This window comes from Anabaena sp. AL09 (genome assembly GCF_001672255.1).
Taxonomy (GTDB): Bacteria; Cyanobacteriota; Cyanobacteriia; order Cyanobacteriales; family Nostocaceae; genus Dolichospermum; species Dolichospermum lemmermannii.
This window is the reverse complement of record NZ_LJOQ01000020.1, coordinates 28,797-43,016: the sequence shown is the minus strand read 5'-3', so window position 1 is coordinate 43,016 and position 14,220 is coordinate 28,797. Positions and strand designations below refer to the sequence as shown.

The following is a 14,220-nucleotide window of genomic DNA, read 5'->3' as shown; positions in this document are numbered from 1 at the left end:
GTTAGCGCCATTTTGTAACCTTTCCTAGTAGTTTTGAATGTCGTTTTATCGAATATGTGGAAAAACTGAGCTTTAGTATCTTTGGGGACAGGTATAGTTTGCTTAGGAGGTTGTACCAAAAACCCGACAAATGCACAATTGCAAGTATGACGCAAAGAAGCAAGTAATCGCAATGCGAAAATTCTAGCAGATAATTTATCTTCTTAACCAAGATAACCGGACATTAACGCACTCCAACCAATAATACCACCTCCTAAAATCAAGTAAGCAGCATTAATGCGGTAGCGAATTGCTAAAATTGCCGAAATAATAGAAATTCCTAAACCTAAAAAATCCACATAAGGAGTTTTTGGTACTATTAAAGTAGCCATTCCTAATTGGATTGTAGTTAATACCATTAAAGCTACAGCACTAACATTAACAGCATCTAAAAAAGGTCTTGTCCAAGATGAATTACGAATAGGATTCATGAAAGGATTTAAAGCAGCAACAAGTAAAAATGAGGGGAGAAAAATTCCCAAAGTTGCCACAATTGCCCCCGGAAATCCAGCAATTATATAACCAATAAATGTCGCAGTAGAAAGTACAGGACCAGGAGTAAATTGCCCAATAGCAATAGCATCTAATAATTGTTGTTGTGTTAACCAACCGAATTCTTCTACTAATCCTCCTTGTAAAAATGCTATTAATAAATAACCACCACCAAACAGCACACTACCAACTTTGAGAAAAAATAAACCCAATTGCCACAAAGGTACAGATACATGATTATTTATAGCTGTATTCACAGTTGCAGTAGTTTGCAAAAATGTACTTGTAGTTAAACCAATTATCATTAAATTAATTTGATTACTACTGCATAACCAAATCATTCCTAATATTCCTCCTAGCAATAAAGCCATAACTTCGTTAACTTTAGCAAACCCAGTAATTAAGCCAACTGCTATGGCAATTATCAGTAATTGTCGTGTTTTTATTGCTTTTTTCCCTAAACCCCAAATAGCATTAATGATAATTGCTAAAACAACAGGTTTAATTCCATAAAGTAAAGGTAAAACTTGGGGTAAAGTCCCATAATTGACATATAAATAAGCAAATAAACCTGTAATTAAAACCGCAGGTAAAATAAAACAAACTCCCGCAACAATTAAGCCTAACCACCCTGCATAAATGTATCCTATATGAATAGCCATTTCTGTGGAATTGGGTCCAGGAATTAAGTTAGTTACCCCTAATAAGTCTAGAAAATGTTCTTGTGTCAACCATTGACGACGTTTAACTACTTCATCTTCTATCATAGCAATATGGGCAACTGGTCCACCAAAACCAATAATGCCTAATTTGAGAAAAAGTTTAGCAACTTGAGTTAAGCGATTGAATGATAAATTATTCATTGAGTTTGACAGTTAAAGCTATATCTGGATAATCACTAAATACACCATCTATACCTAAACTAAAAAATATTTCATATTCTTTTTGCGGATTTCCTTGCAAGTCTAAAGGTAAGAAAAAATCCTCATTTCTAAAAGTCCAAGCGTGAACTTGTAAATTAGCTGCATGAGCATCTACAATTAAAGATGTCGGTGATAATAATTTACCATGAATATCTCTAGGAATCAATAGGTTTTTATGCACACCTATTGCTTGGGCATATTCCGCAATTTCTTTCAAACTTTTTTGACTTAATAAATCTGTATAAGTGCGAGGATCATTATCAATCACAAAATCATAAGGTTTACCAATATCATTAATTAATTGCACTAAGGGTAAATCAGTTTTCTGAGATAATTCTTTCAAGTTACTAACTTCAAAAGATTGAATAAATATCGGTAAATTAATTTCCTGCAAATTCAATAATAAAGTATCTTCTAATGGTAAACCAATAGCTTGAAAATAGCTGGGATGTTTTGTTTCTGGATAAATGCCAATATGGCGACCAATTAATTGACTTTTATGCTTTGCTAAATCAATGATTTCTTGAAAAGTGGGAATAGTTAATATACCGTTATAAGCTGTATTTTGGGGACGAAGTTGGGGAATGCGTTCTTGTGCTGTTAAAGTTTTGATTTCTGTTATGGTAAGATCTTCTGTAAACCAACCAGTTTTAATTTCATCATCAATAATTTTCGTAGTTTTTAAATGAGCAAATCCTGGATGATTAGCAATATCGGTAGTTTCTGATATTTCATTTTCATGACGCGCAATCAAAATACCATCTTTAGTAATCACTAAATCAGGTTCAATATAATCAGCACCTAAATCAATTGCTAACTCATAACTTGCTAAAGTATGTTCAGGACGGTAGCCACTTGCACCGCGATGAGCGATAATGAGAGGATGTTTAATTTCTTGATTCATATTTTTGGTAATTAAGTGACAAAATGTTGAGAATTATCATTATTTTGGACAACAATTTCAAATTGCGCTAAAATCATAACATAATTATCTGAATTATCGGACTATGACAACTAGTAATATAGAAGTTGTTTTCAGCTTTGATACAACTGGAAGTATGTATCCCTGTCTTACCCAAGTCAGAAAGAAGATTAAACAAACTGTTACCAGATTAATGGATGAATTACCATTAATTAAAATTGGGATTATTGCTCATGGTGACTATTGTGATCAAGGTTCAACTTATGTCACAAAAATATTTAATATCTCTGATGATGTAGATGCAATTTGTGATTTTGTGCAGAATGTAGAACCGACTGGAGGAGGAGATGCACCGGAATGTTATGAGTTAGTATTGCATGAATCACAATCTTTAAATTGGAGTGAATCTGCATCTAAATCACTAGTTTTAATTGGTGATGATATTCCCCATGCACCAGCACATAATCCGCAAAAATTAAATTGGCGTAAGGAATTAGAAAAATTATCAGAATTAGGAATTTCTGTATATGGAGTCCAAGCATTAAATCGTTCTCATGCTACACCATTTTATCAGGAATTAGCGAATAAATCTGGGGGCTTTCATCTTAATCTTGACCAATTTTCCTATATTACAGATTTATTTTTGGCTGTTTGTTATCAACAATCTTCTAATGAACAGTTACAGGCTTATGAACAGGAAGTTATTGAAGAAGGGCGCATGAGTCGGGGGTTAAATAAAATATTTAACACCATGATGAAACGTGAGACTACATCCTACTATGAATCAACTGATTTAAGGGCTGTAACACCAGGAAGATTTCAAGTTTTGGATGTAGAAAATGATATTTCTATTAAGGCTTTTGTTTTAGAAAATGGTTTAAGCTTTAAGGTAGGTAGGGGTTTTTATGAGTTTACTAAAACTGAAACTATCCAAGCTAAAAAAGAAATTATTTTGATGGATAGAGTCACAGGTGATTTATTTGCAGGCAGTGCTGCTAGAGAAATGCTGGGTTTACCGATGGATGCTACAATGAGAATTAAACCTAGTAGTCTGGAAAAATATGTGGTATTTGTCCAAAGTACCTCAGCGAATCGAAAGTTAATTGGTAACACTCGATTTTTATATGAGGTACAAGATTGGGATAAATAATAGATATAATCATGGATATCCGACTGATTAAAGAAGTTGGGTATCTGATTATTCACAATCGGCGATCGCACAAGATTAAGTTAATATTTAAAGTAAGATTGTCATTCTAAATTCTTAATTGTGACCACTGTTGTCTTTTGAAAATTATATTTGATCATCAATCTAATGTTACCAACAAAAACTGACCTAAAACGCATAGAAGAATTGCGGCGTTTATTACAACAAGCTGGATATGCCTACTATGTTCTAGACGCGCCAATTATGGAGGATACGGTTTATGATCGACTGTATCGAGAATTGCAAGAATTAGAAACGCAAAATCCAGAATTAATTACTTCTGACAGTCCGACTCAGCGCGTTGGTGAGCGTCCTGCAACCCATTTTACCTCAGTCCGCCATAATATCCCGCTGTATAGTTTGGAAAATGCTTTCAATATTGAAGAATTGCAAAGTTGGGATCAACGTTGGCGGCGACACTCGCCAACTCAGTATGATACCGGAGAAATAGAATATGTATCTGAGTTAAAAATTGATGGTGCTGCTTTAGCATTAACTTACGAAAATGGGCTTTTAGTAAGGGGGACAACGAGAGGAGATGGGGTAATGGGTGAAGATGTTACCCAAAATGTGAGAACTATTCGGTCAATTCCCCTGCGTTTGAATTTTGACGGATTGGAAAATATTGCTAAAGTGGAAGTACGGGGAGAAGTGTTTCTACCTTTACAGGTGTTTAAGGAAATTAATGAGAAAAGACAAAAAGCTGGTGAACAGGTATTTGCTAACCCGCGCAATGCTGTGGCTGGTACGCTTAGACAATTCGATTCCCGCATTGTCGCACAACGACAGTTAGATTTCTTTGCTTATACTTTGCATATTACGGGGTTGGATGATTCCAGTATTGCGAATACCCAATGGGAAGCTTTAGAATTATTGCAAAGACTTGGTTTTCGAGTTGATACCAATCATAAACTCTGCCATTCTATTGCTGAAGTTGTTGAATATTATCAATATTGGGATACAGAACGGCTGAATTCTCCCTATATGACAGATGGTGTTGTCGTCAAATTAAATACTTTTAGACTGCAAGAACAATTGGGGTTTACACAGAAGTTTCCCCGCTGGGCTATAGCCTTAAAATATCCAGCCGAAGAAGCCCCAACCCGTGTAGAAAAAATTACTGTCAATGTCGGCAGAACCGGGGCATTAACTCCCTTAGCGGAAATGTTGCCCGTACAATTAGCAGGAACAACAGTTTCCCGTGCTACCTTACATAATAGCGATCGCATTGAACAATTAGACATCCGTATTGGCGACACCGTGATTGTTCGCAAAGCCGGGGAAATCATCCCCGAAGTCGTCCGGGTAATTAAAGAACTGCGTCCCGCTGATACCCAACCTTTCATTATGCCTTCCCATTGTCCCGCGTGTGGACAGATAGTAGTCAGGGAAACTGGAGAAGCAGTTACTAGATGTATAAATGCTTCCTGTCCCGCCATTCTCAAGGGTGAAATTGAACATTGGGTCAGTCGTGACGCGTTAGATATTAAAGGTGTAGGCGAAAAGTTGGTGTATCAACTTGTAGATAAAAGCTTAGTCCATTCCGTTGCTGATTTATATGACTTGCAAATAGAAGACTTGTGTGCATTAGAACGCATGGGAAAAAAATCGGCGGAAAAATTGATCAATGCGATCGCCCAATCAAAAACGCAACCCTGGGCTAGAGTATTATATGGTTTAGGCATCCGTCACGTTGGCAGCGTCAACGCCCAATTATTAACAGAGAAGTTTACCACCGTCGAAGACTTAACAGCCGCCAGACAATCGGATATTGCAGGTGTTTATGGTATCGGTGCAGAAATTGCCCAATCAGTCTATCAATGGTTTCGCACCCCAGCCAATCAAAGCTTAATATCCCGTATCCAGGCTATTGGTTTAGAATTAGCAAACAGCACAGCAGCCCAAGCTGTGGGCGAAATTAATCAAAAATTTGCTGGTAAAACCTTTGTCGTTACTGGCACATTACCAACTTTAAAACGCGATGAAGCCAAAGCTTTAATTCAAAAATCAGGCGGTAAAATTACTGATTCAATTAGCAGAAAAACAGACTTTTTAGTTGTAGGTGCAGATGCCGGTTCTAAGTTAGAGAAAGCGCGGAAGTTGGAAATTAGCCAATTGACTGAGGCGCAATTATTGGCAATGCTGACAGAATAAGTAAGTCAACAGACATAAATTGTTAAATTCTGTTACAGTTTTTATTGTGAAGATAAATTAACAAGAATTTTCACATCTTAAACACTTTTAACCGTGAAAAACGATGAATTCCCTATTTACCAAAACAGTTAGTATTGCCATTGCAGCCACAACTCTTTTCGTCAGTGTTCCCGCTTTCGCTGGAACTAAGCCTGCGGCAAAACCTGCTACACCCCATACCAGTACACAGACTGTCGGGACAATTGTAGAAGTAGCCAGTGGTAACAGTTCTTTCACAACCTTAGTAGCAGCTATCAAAGCGGCTGGTTTAGTCGAAACCTTATCAGCTAAAGGACCATTCACCGTATTTGCACCTACAGATGCCGCATTCAAAGCTTTGCCAAAAGGAACTTTAGAAAAACTGTTGAAGCCAGAAAACAAAGCCACCTTAGTCAAGATTTTGACCTATCATGTAGTTCCTGGGGAAATTACTGCTAAAAGCATCAAGGCTGGTGATGTCAAAACAGTTGAAGGTGCTTCAGTAAAGATTCAAGTTAAGAAAGGTCGAGTCACTATAGGTAATGCTAAAGTTACCAAAGCAGATGTCAAAGCTAGTAACGGCGTAATTCATGTAATTGACAAAGTGCTGCTTCCCCCTGACGTGAAGTTGTAGAATTTTTTTTCAAGCCAATAATTTGTGGGATGATTTGCAGAATAGTCTTGAGTTCTGGGGTGAGTAAATCAAACTCCAGAACCCATTATTTTTACTGACGTAGTAAATTTCCAAAATGGTATTCAGTCTGTTGAGTTTCAACTTCGGTGTAACACAACTTTTAATGACTTGTAAGTAGTTGGGTAAATTGACACTAGATTTATTTTGCCACCTTGCAGATTAACAACATGATATTGTGATTTATTTCTTATTTTTATGTGATATAGTTACCAAAATCGGTTCTGATGGGGAACAGCCATTGGACGTGAGGGGGAAAGTCTGGTGCAAATCCGGCGCTGTCCCGCAACTGTGAGCCATAATATGGTGAGTCAGGATGCCCGCCGATAAAAAAGAAAAGATGTTTATATAAATCTGCGAGGTACAGATGATATCTAGGAAAAAACCGGGGTTAGTTAATCTCATCTTCATGGCTGTTATTAGTTTTTACCTGGTAGTTAATTTTCCCAAACCTGCCTACGCAATGCACATTATGGAAGGGTTTTTACCTGTGCAATGGGCGATATTTTGGTGGGTTGTGGCATTACCATTTTTTGTTTTAGGATTGCGGAGTCTGACTCGCATTACCCAAGCTAACCCAGAATTGAAACTTTTGTTAGGTTTGGCTGGTGCTTTTACCTTTGTGCTGTCAGCGTTGAAAATCCCTTCTGTCACAGGTAGCTGTTCTCACCCCACAGGAACAGGGTTAGGTGCGGTGCTGTTTGGACCCCTGACCATGACAGTTTTGGGTAGCTTAGTCTTGTTATTTCAGGCTTTGTTACTGGCACATGGTGGATTAACTACCTTGGGTGCAAATGCTTTTTCGATGGCGATCGCTGGCCCATTCGCAGCTTATTGGATCTATAATCTCACAATGCGCCTGAGTGGTAAACAAAAAATCGCCATATTTTTAGCCGCGGCTTTGGCAGATTTACTCACCTACATTATTACTTCTATCCAACTTGCCTTGGCTTTTCCTGTACCTGTGGGCGGATTTATCGCTTCATTTATCAAGTTCGCGGGAATTTTTGCTATTACTCAAGTACCCTTAGCAATTAGTGAAGGATTACTAACTGTCTTGGTTTGGAACTGGTTACAATCTTATAATCCTCAAGAATTGGAACTTCTGCAATTAATTAAGGGAAAAAATCAAAGTCATGAACCAATCTAAAAAAAGTTTAAATAACTGGTTTTTAATATTAGGCGTTTTAGCTTTAGCAGTTGCACCATTAATATTTGTGCGGGGTGGTAAATTTGCTGGTTCTGATGATAGAGCCAAAGCCGCTATTACAGAAATCCAACCTGAATATAAACCCTGGTTTAAATCGCCATTTGAACCAGCCAGTGGAGAAATAGCTAGTTTATTATTTGCCTCTCAAGCGGCGTTAGGTGCGGGAGTAGTTGGTTATGCAATAGGTATTTATAAAGGACGTTCTCAACAGCCAAAACGTGAAGAATGACCCTACAATTAGATACTTTAGCTTATACTAATCAACTGAGAAGATTACCACCAGAACATAAACTTATTTTTGCATTGACGACTCTGATTATTTCTCTTTGCGCTCATCCTTTAGTCCAAATCTTGATAGTAATTTGGATGAGCATTTGGACAGTAATTTATGCAAAAATTCCGGTTGGTGTTTATTGGCGATTGTTAATGTTTACCATAGTTTTTTGTTTAACAAGTTTACCAGCACTAATGGTAAATGGAGTTGCAATTGCTAATTTGCAAACTGCACAATTAGACTCATGGTATGGGCTAAATTTTGGACATTTCTATATTTATATCAGTCGTAGTGGCATTATTCAAGCATGGGAAATTGTAACTAGATCATTAGCTTCTACATCTTGTTTATATTTTCTCATGTTAACTGTCCCGTTCACAGAAATTTTGCAAACTCTCCGTCAGTTGAGATTTCCAGCACTTTTAACTGATTTGCTATTACTAATGTATCGGTTTATTTTCATTTTACTCAAAACAGCTAATGAATTATTGACAGCACAAAATTCTCGTGGTGGCTACCGCAATTGGCATACTAGCATGAAAAGTTTAGCATTATTAATCGGACAATTATTACAACGGACTCTACAACAATATAGTCAATTTTCTCTAGGATTGCAAGCAAGGGGTTTTAGTGGTGAATTGCGATTTTGGCATCCCCGACGTTATCGTTCATCTCCACGATATATCATTGAAGCAATTTGTGGCTGTGTATTATTAATAGGATTAGAAATTTGCCAAAATGCAGGAATATTTACTCGAATTTGAACAGGTACATTACACTTATCCAGGTTCAGAAAAATCAGCCTTAAATGGTTTAACCATGAGGATTTCTTCCGGTAAAAAGTGTGCCTTAATTGGTCAAAATGGTTGTGGAAAAACCACACTTTTCTTATTAGCTAATGGACTTTATAAACCAAACTCTGGTATTGTCAAATGGTGTGGTAAACCATTAATTTATAATCGTCAACATCTCAGTAAAATTCGCCAAAAAGTTGGTTTAGTATTTCAAGATCCAGAACAACAATTAGTAGCTTCTACGGTTGAGGAAGATATTTCTTATGGTTTGTGTAATTTAGGTTTACCGGAAACAGAAATTAAGAATCGAGTCGAACAAGCTTTAATTGAGTTTGGGTTAACTGATTTAGCAGAAAAGCCAGTACATCATTTAAGTTTAGGACAGAAAAAGCGAGTTTCCATAGCTGATATCATGGTACTACAACCACAACTTTTAGTATTAGATGAACCAACGGCATATTTAGATATAAGACATACTCGAAACTTGATGAAAACCCTCAAGAAAATTCATAAAAATGGAAATACTCTATTAATGGCAACTCACGATTTAGATTTAGTCTATCGTTGGGCAGATTGGGTTTTTGTCATGGATCAAGGACAATTGATGCTAGAAGGAACACCAGAAGATGTATTTAGCCAGCGGACACTTTTGGAAGAATTAGAATTGGGTGTACCATTAATATATGAAATGTTAGTTAATGGGTTATCTCCTGAAGAGGGAATAATTATAGAACGAGTCCGACAACGAATATTAAAAGATGGTTGAAAATAGATTTAACCGTAATATATTTTTGTGCATATATTGTAGGTTGGGTTAAGCGACAGCGCAACCCAACAAAATTCCGACAATATTGGAAGTACAACCCAACAAAATTCCGACAATGTTGAAAGTGCAACTCAACAAAATTCCGAAATGTTGGAAGCGCAACTCAACAAAATTCCGAAATGTTGGGTTTCCTTGCGTCAACCCAACCTACTTGTAAGTTAAATGTCAAAAGACAGTCTCTCAAACATTTATTATTATGTTGAAAAGATAAAAAAGGGATTCTTTACAGTAAACTAAGTAGGTGGGCGGAGGAAAATCAAAATATATCTCGTTTTGTGAAATGGCTAAAACTCAACCAGAATAACGTATTGAGGTAAATTTACATATCGTTACACATTTTGGTTATTTCACGTCCACCTACTTAACTAATTAAACTCTCTGTGGGAATCAGATATGCAGCTTCAAGAACTCTCTAGTGTTGCAGTCATTGTTGGTGAAAATGCCGTTACCCTTTCTCAACTACCTTCTGTATGGCAAGATATCGCTAAAGGTAGAGCAAACGTCAGATTCAGTAATCCACAAATTTATGTGGAAATGGCGCAGTTATTTCAATATAAACTGCAATATGGTGATGTTGATTTGTTTAATGAACGCCCCCATTTATCTCATTTAATACCGTCATTTTCCCAGCTATTTGGACAAATGGCACAGGAAACTCTGGAATTTTATGGACATGACTTTATGGTTCATAACTATCCAAACTTTGCAGAAGTTCTACATAATCTTGAATCAAAGGGTTCTGAGTACAGTAACGAAGTAAAAGTAGCTCGCATTGGGTTAGAACTTTTTGATGAATTTGGATATGATTTACCAGCTAGTTTCTATCATGTGCATTTAGCTCCAATTTATCGAGATCATGTGTTTGAAGAACGGGCTTTAAGATTTGATCAACGGGATATAGAACATAAACGTTCTTGGGATGCTATCCTCCACGCAGGTAAGGTATTTGCAATCCAAATGAAAGTGCAAAGTATAGCCTCCAAATACGGTTTTACCTATCAACATGGCTGTGGTTGTAACTCCCATTTATCTTCCATTGATGAATCTTCCGGTGCATTTGCGTATGAATTAAGTGCAGAAAAACGTCAACGCTGGATTCGGAGTTTTATCTGGACAGCTTGGTATGAGTATGCAATATTTCCCATTGTGCCAAATACCAGTTATCTTGTTTAATCAAAAGACAATTTGTTAAAGAAGTGGGAGATTTACATCTCCCATTCATGATTTATCTAATGTAACCGCTCAATAATCCGGGGTAAATCCTTCCATGACAAGCCTCAAATGGCGTAAAATCGTTCCCGAACAGGTAGTCCACCCCCATTTATTGAGCGGATACTATCTAATGATGTTCAAAAATTTAATTACTTCAGACACAGAATAATATATAGAAACATCCCTATTCTTGGTAATTTGCCAAACAAATTGTTCAGGACTAGAAATAACTTCTACTGTAATTTGTGCAGATTTACCACCTTGTAAAACTGTAAATCCTACTCTTTCTAAGGCGCGAATTGTCCAAATAGCAGCAACACCTTCACCTATTAAATTAACTGTTCCTTTTTCAGGTATATGCAGATTAAATTCCCCAGAAAAAATATTAAATTCCACACCTTCACTGCGGAAAGTATCAGCAAATGCACCACTTAATATCAAATCTTCTGGTGCGCCAACGTGAAGAATACCATTAATTCCTAACAGCCAAATTTTATCAGCAAGGCGCAAAGCTAAATCTAAATCATGGGTAGAAAGCAAAATTGCTTGATTTGTATCCCTTGCTAATTGACGTAACAATTGCATAATTTCCACCCGGCGTGGTAAATCTAAAAATGCTGTTGGTTCATCCAATAACATCACCATAGGCGACTGCGCTAAAGCCCTAGCAATCATAATTTTCTGTCGTTCACCATCACTTAATTCGCTCACATTCCGTTGGGCTAAATTTACCGCTCCCACAGATTTCATCGCCCAATTAATAATCTCCTCATCTTCAGGTGTTAACTTTCCCCACCAGTCAGTATAAGGATATCTGCCCATACTCACCAAAGCGTAAGCTGATAACATTCCCACATCAATTTTTTCAGTCAATACCAAACTTAAAAGTTTTGCTAATTCCTGTGGTGGTAACTTGTAAATATCATTTTCTAAAAGTTTGACTTCCCCAGCAATTGGTGGTTGCATTCCTGCCAGAGTTCGCAATAAAGTAGACTTACCAGCACCATTAGGACCAAGTAGACAAACTAATTCTCCTGTTTGCAAAGATGTAGAAATATTAGATGCAACATTCCGAATAGTTTTCTGGGAAGTCTTATAACCAATAGTTAAATTATGAGTTTTCAGAATTGAGTTACTCATGACGGAAAAGATTTTCTAGAGTTACGTTGTAGAATTACCCAAGTAACAACAGGAGTTCCTATCAAAGCAGTAATAGCATTTAAAGGTAAAACCATTTGATTTATCAGAATTTGGGCAACCAAATCAGCAAATAAGGCTAAAATTGCTCCCATAATAATAACACTAGGAATTAATATCCGATGATCTGAAGTATTAAAAAGACTGCGGCAAAGATGGGGAATTGCTACACCTAAAAATGCTATCGGTCCACAAAAAGCAGTAATCGCTCCTGCTAATATAGAAGCACTGCTAATCACAGAAAATCTGGTTTTTTGGACTGTTAACCCTAAACTGCGTGCATAAGATTCACCTAATAAAAGTGCATTGAGAGATTTTGATTGCAGCACAGCAATTAATAAACCTACACAAATAACTGGAGTTAAAATAGCTAATTGTTGCCAAGTTACCCCAGTGAAACTTCCAAAAGTCCACATTATATAACTTTGAATCCGTTCTTGTGAACTAAATTGCAACAAAATACTTACCATTGCACTTGTCGCATATCCAAATAATAAACCTAAAATTAATAAAGTCATTGTATCTTGTACACGACGGGAAACAACTAACATCAACCCTAATACTGATGCTGCACCAAAACTTGCCGCTATGACTAAACTAAAATCACCAATCATTCCTAAATCAGTTAATAACGTCGGTACAGTCAAACTTGCTGTCAGTAAAACCAACGCTACTCCTAAACTTGCACCAGAACTAATTCCTAATACAAAAGGACCCGCTAAAGGATTTTTAAATAGAGTTTGCATTTGCAAGCCACTTACCCCTAAAGCTGCACCAGCTAATGTTGCAGTTAAAGCTTTAGGTAAACGAAATTTAAGAATAATATTTGTCCATGTTGTCTTTTCTGCTTCTTGTCCCAGCAAGATATTCATAACCTCATGAATGGGAATATTCACAGCCCCAAAACCTAAATCCAGTAAGAATGCCAAAATTAAACATAGTAGTAAAATCGAGAAAATCAAATATTTCTTATTAATAAATTTCCAGAGTAAAAATTTATTAATAACCTCATGCTTTTTGATTAACATTATTTATTCACTTTCTGATAGTAAAATAGGTTATAATTAGGTAATATTTCTGGATGAAATATTTTAATTAAATCAGATAAAACCACATCAGGGTTACTAATACCACTTTGCCAGTAGTCATTACCACCATTGGGACTAAGGCGAGCATTATTATTATAGAGATTTCCTTTTTTGAAAGCATGAAAATCACCATAACGATTATCTTCAGTCACAACATCTTTTAAACTGTTCCAAGATTGTCTAAGATTCAACCAATAATCAGCATTAGCAGCCTGTTCAAAAACAGCTTCAAAAGATATAGGTAAACTACCAGAAGATTTATCCTCACTCCAAAGATAATTTGCACCTGCGTCGGCTAGATATTTAGCCACATAACTATTACCACCTGGTGTATACCAAGTCCCTTTAAAATTGAAGCCTACAAACACAGTCGGACGATTTTTAACAGCTTTAGCTTTAGTAGCAATATCTTCGTATTTCTTAGCAATTGCAGCAAAGATTTTTTCCGCCTCTTCCTCCTTATTAAAAAATAAAGCAGTAAACTTTAACCATTCACTTCTCCCCAGTGGCGTATCTTCCATATATTCAGCATTTATCGCCACCTTTAACCCAGATTCCAACAACTTAGGAAAACTATCAGTTTGTTGATTTCCAGTACCAAAAGTGGTAACTAACTCAGGATTAAGTTCTAAAACTTTCTCCACATTCACAGTAGAATTATTGCCAACAGATACCACCTTACCAGCCTTGATTCTGTCAATAAAATCTGGTGTAGTTACTTGTTTAATATCGCTAACACCGATTAACTTATCAACAACATTTAACTTAGAAAAATGTGGTAAATGAGTTGTAGAAAGAGAAATCACAGAACTTACAGGTGTAGTAAATATTTGGGATTTCTCGAACCCTGGTGGTATTGGTGTACCGCATTGAACCAAAACATATTTAAAACCTGTTTTAGCATCTTTCCAGGGATTTTTAATCGTCACGACTTTGTAGTTTTTATAATATTCAACTGCAAAACCGATAGCATGAGTAACCTTCACCTTATTGGGAAAATAATCAACATTAGAATCATACTTTTGAACACAGCCATTATTAACTGAACTAACAACCGGACTATTCTGAGAACCTTGACAAGAAACAACCAAAACAGCAACTAAAAACAACTGACATAGAAAAATAATAACCTGAGACTTCCTAAAAACCATCTTCCATATTTCTCTTTGTGCC

13 protein-coding genes and 1 riboswitch are annotated in these 14,220 nt (G+C 36.5%); of the genes, 8 read left to right on the top strand and 5 right to left on the bottom strand.

The genetic code is table 11. The features are described 5' to 3' along the window. Positions 1-203 precede the first annotated feature (203 nt). Positions 204-1,394, bottom strand: coding sequence for a chromate efflux transporter (gene chrA, locus AN490_RS03695; protein WP_300000062.1), 1,191 nt, complete (start codon positions 1,392-1,394; stop codon positions 204-206). Beyond that, positions 1,387-2,358, bottom strand: coding sequence for a glycerophosphodiester phosphodiesterase (locus AN490_RS03690; RefSeq protein WP_300000060.1), 972 nt, complete (start codon positions 2,356-2,358; stop codon positions 1,387-1,389). Before AN490_RS03690 ends, chrA begins: the two co-directional genes overlap by 8 nt. A 103-nt stretch (positions 2,359-2,461) precedes the next feature. Between AN490_RS03690 and AN490_RS03685 the strand changes: the two genes are divergently transcribed. The 8 genes from AN490_RS03685 to AN490_RS03650 all read left to right on the top strand — a co-directional run bounded on the left by AN490_RS03685 (position 2,462) and on the right by AN490_RS03650 (position 10,723). Then, a complete protein-coding gene (locus AN490_RS03685) occupies positions 2,462-3,526 on the top strand; it encodes a vWA domain-containing protein (protein WP_300000058.1) in 1,065 nt (354 codons plus the stop codon). Positions 3,527-3,691: 165 nt separating this feature from the next. Beyond that, positions 3,692-5,737 carry an NAD-dependent DNA ligase LigA gene (gene ligA / locus AN490_RS03680; RefSeq protein ID WP_300000056.1) on the top strand — a complete coding sequence of 682 codons (2,046 nt, stop codon included), beginning with the start codon at positions 3,692-3,694 and terminating at the stop codon, positions 5,735-5,737. A gap of 103 nt (positions 5,738-5,840) precedes the next feature. Then, the gene (locus AN490_RS03675) at positions 5,841-6,389 is read left to right on the top strand and encodes a fasciclin domain-containing protein (RefSeq protein WP_168652352.1); all 549 of its coding nucleotides are present in this window, start codon (positions 5,841-5,843) and stop codon (positions 6,387-6,389) included. Between the two features lie 259 nt (positions 6,390-6,648). After that, a riboswitch (cobalamin riboswitch) is annotated at positions 6,649-6,789 on the top strand. Between the two features lie 24 nt (positions 6,790-6,813). Then, positions 6,814-7,596, top strand: coding sequence for an energy-coupling factor ABC transporter permease (locus AN490_RS03670; protein WP_300000053.1), 783 nt, complete (start codon positions 6,814-6,816; stop codon positions 7,594-7,596). Then, positions 7,583-7,885 (top strand): energy-coupling factor ABC transporter substrate-binding protein, encoded by a 303-nt coding sequence (locus AN490_RS03665; RefSeq protein ID WP_300000051.1) that lies wholly within the window; start codon positions 7,583-7,585, stop codon positions 7,883-7,885. The genes AN490_RS03670 and AN490_RS03665 overlap by 14 nt, the downstream gene beginning before the upstream one ends. Continuing rightward, entirely contained in the window at positions 7,882-8,694 is an 813-nt protein-coding gene (gene cbiQ / locus AN490_RS03660; protein ID WP_300000049.1) for a cobalt ECF transporter T component CbiQ, read from the top strand. Before AN490_RS03665 ends, cbiQ begins: the two co-directional genes overlap by 4 nt. Next, positions 8,669-9,490 (top strand): ABC transporter ATP-binding protein, encoded by an 822-nt coding sequence (locus AN490_RS03655; protein ID WP_300000047.1) that lies wholly within the window; start codon positions 8,669-8,671, stop codon positions 9,488-9,490. The genes cbiQ and AN490_RS03655 overlap by 26 nt, the downstream gene beginning before the upstream one ends. 453 nt (positions 9,491-9,943) lie before the next feature. Further along, positions 9,944-10,723 carry a hypothetical protein gene (locus tag AN490_RS03650; RefSeq protein ID WP_300000045.1) on the top strand — a complete coding sequence of 260 codons (780 nt, stop codon included), beginning with the start codon at positions 9,944-9,946 and terminating at the stop codon, positions 10,721-10,723. A gap of 162 nt (positions 10,724-10,885) precedes the next feature. Here the strand turns inward: AN490_RS03650 and AN490_RS03645 are convergent, their stop codons facing one another. From AN490_RS03645 to AN490_RS03635, 3 genes are read right to left on the bottom strand one after another with little or no spacing between them, the layout of a single operon-like run. Then, the gene (locus AN490_RS03645; protein ID WP_300000043.1) at positions 10,886-11,902 is read right to left on the bottom strand and encodes an ABC transporter ATP-binding protein; all 1,017 of its coding nucleotides are present in this window, start codon (positions 11,900-11,902) and stop codon (positions 10,886-10,888) included. Further along, the gene (locus AN490_RS03640) at positions 11,899-12,987 is read right to left on the bottom strand and encodes an iron ABC transporter permease (RefSeq protein WP_300000041.1); all 1,089 of its coding nucleotides are present in this window, start codon (positions 12,985-12,987) and stop codon (positions 11,899-11,901) included. The genes AN490_RS03645 and AN490_RS03640 overlap by 4 nt, the downstream gene beginning before the upstream one ends. Continuing rightward, on the bottom strand, positions 12,987-14,198 hold the full coding sequence (locus AN490_RS03635) for an ABC transporter substrate-binding protein (RefSeq protein ID WP_300000039.1): 1,212 nt from the start codon (positions 14,196-14,198) through the stop codon (positions 12,987-12,989). The genes AN490_RS03640 and AN490_RS03635 overlap by 1 nt, the downstream gene beginning before the upstream one ends. Between the last annotated feature and the right edge of the window lie 22 nt (positions 14,199-14,220).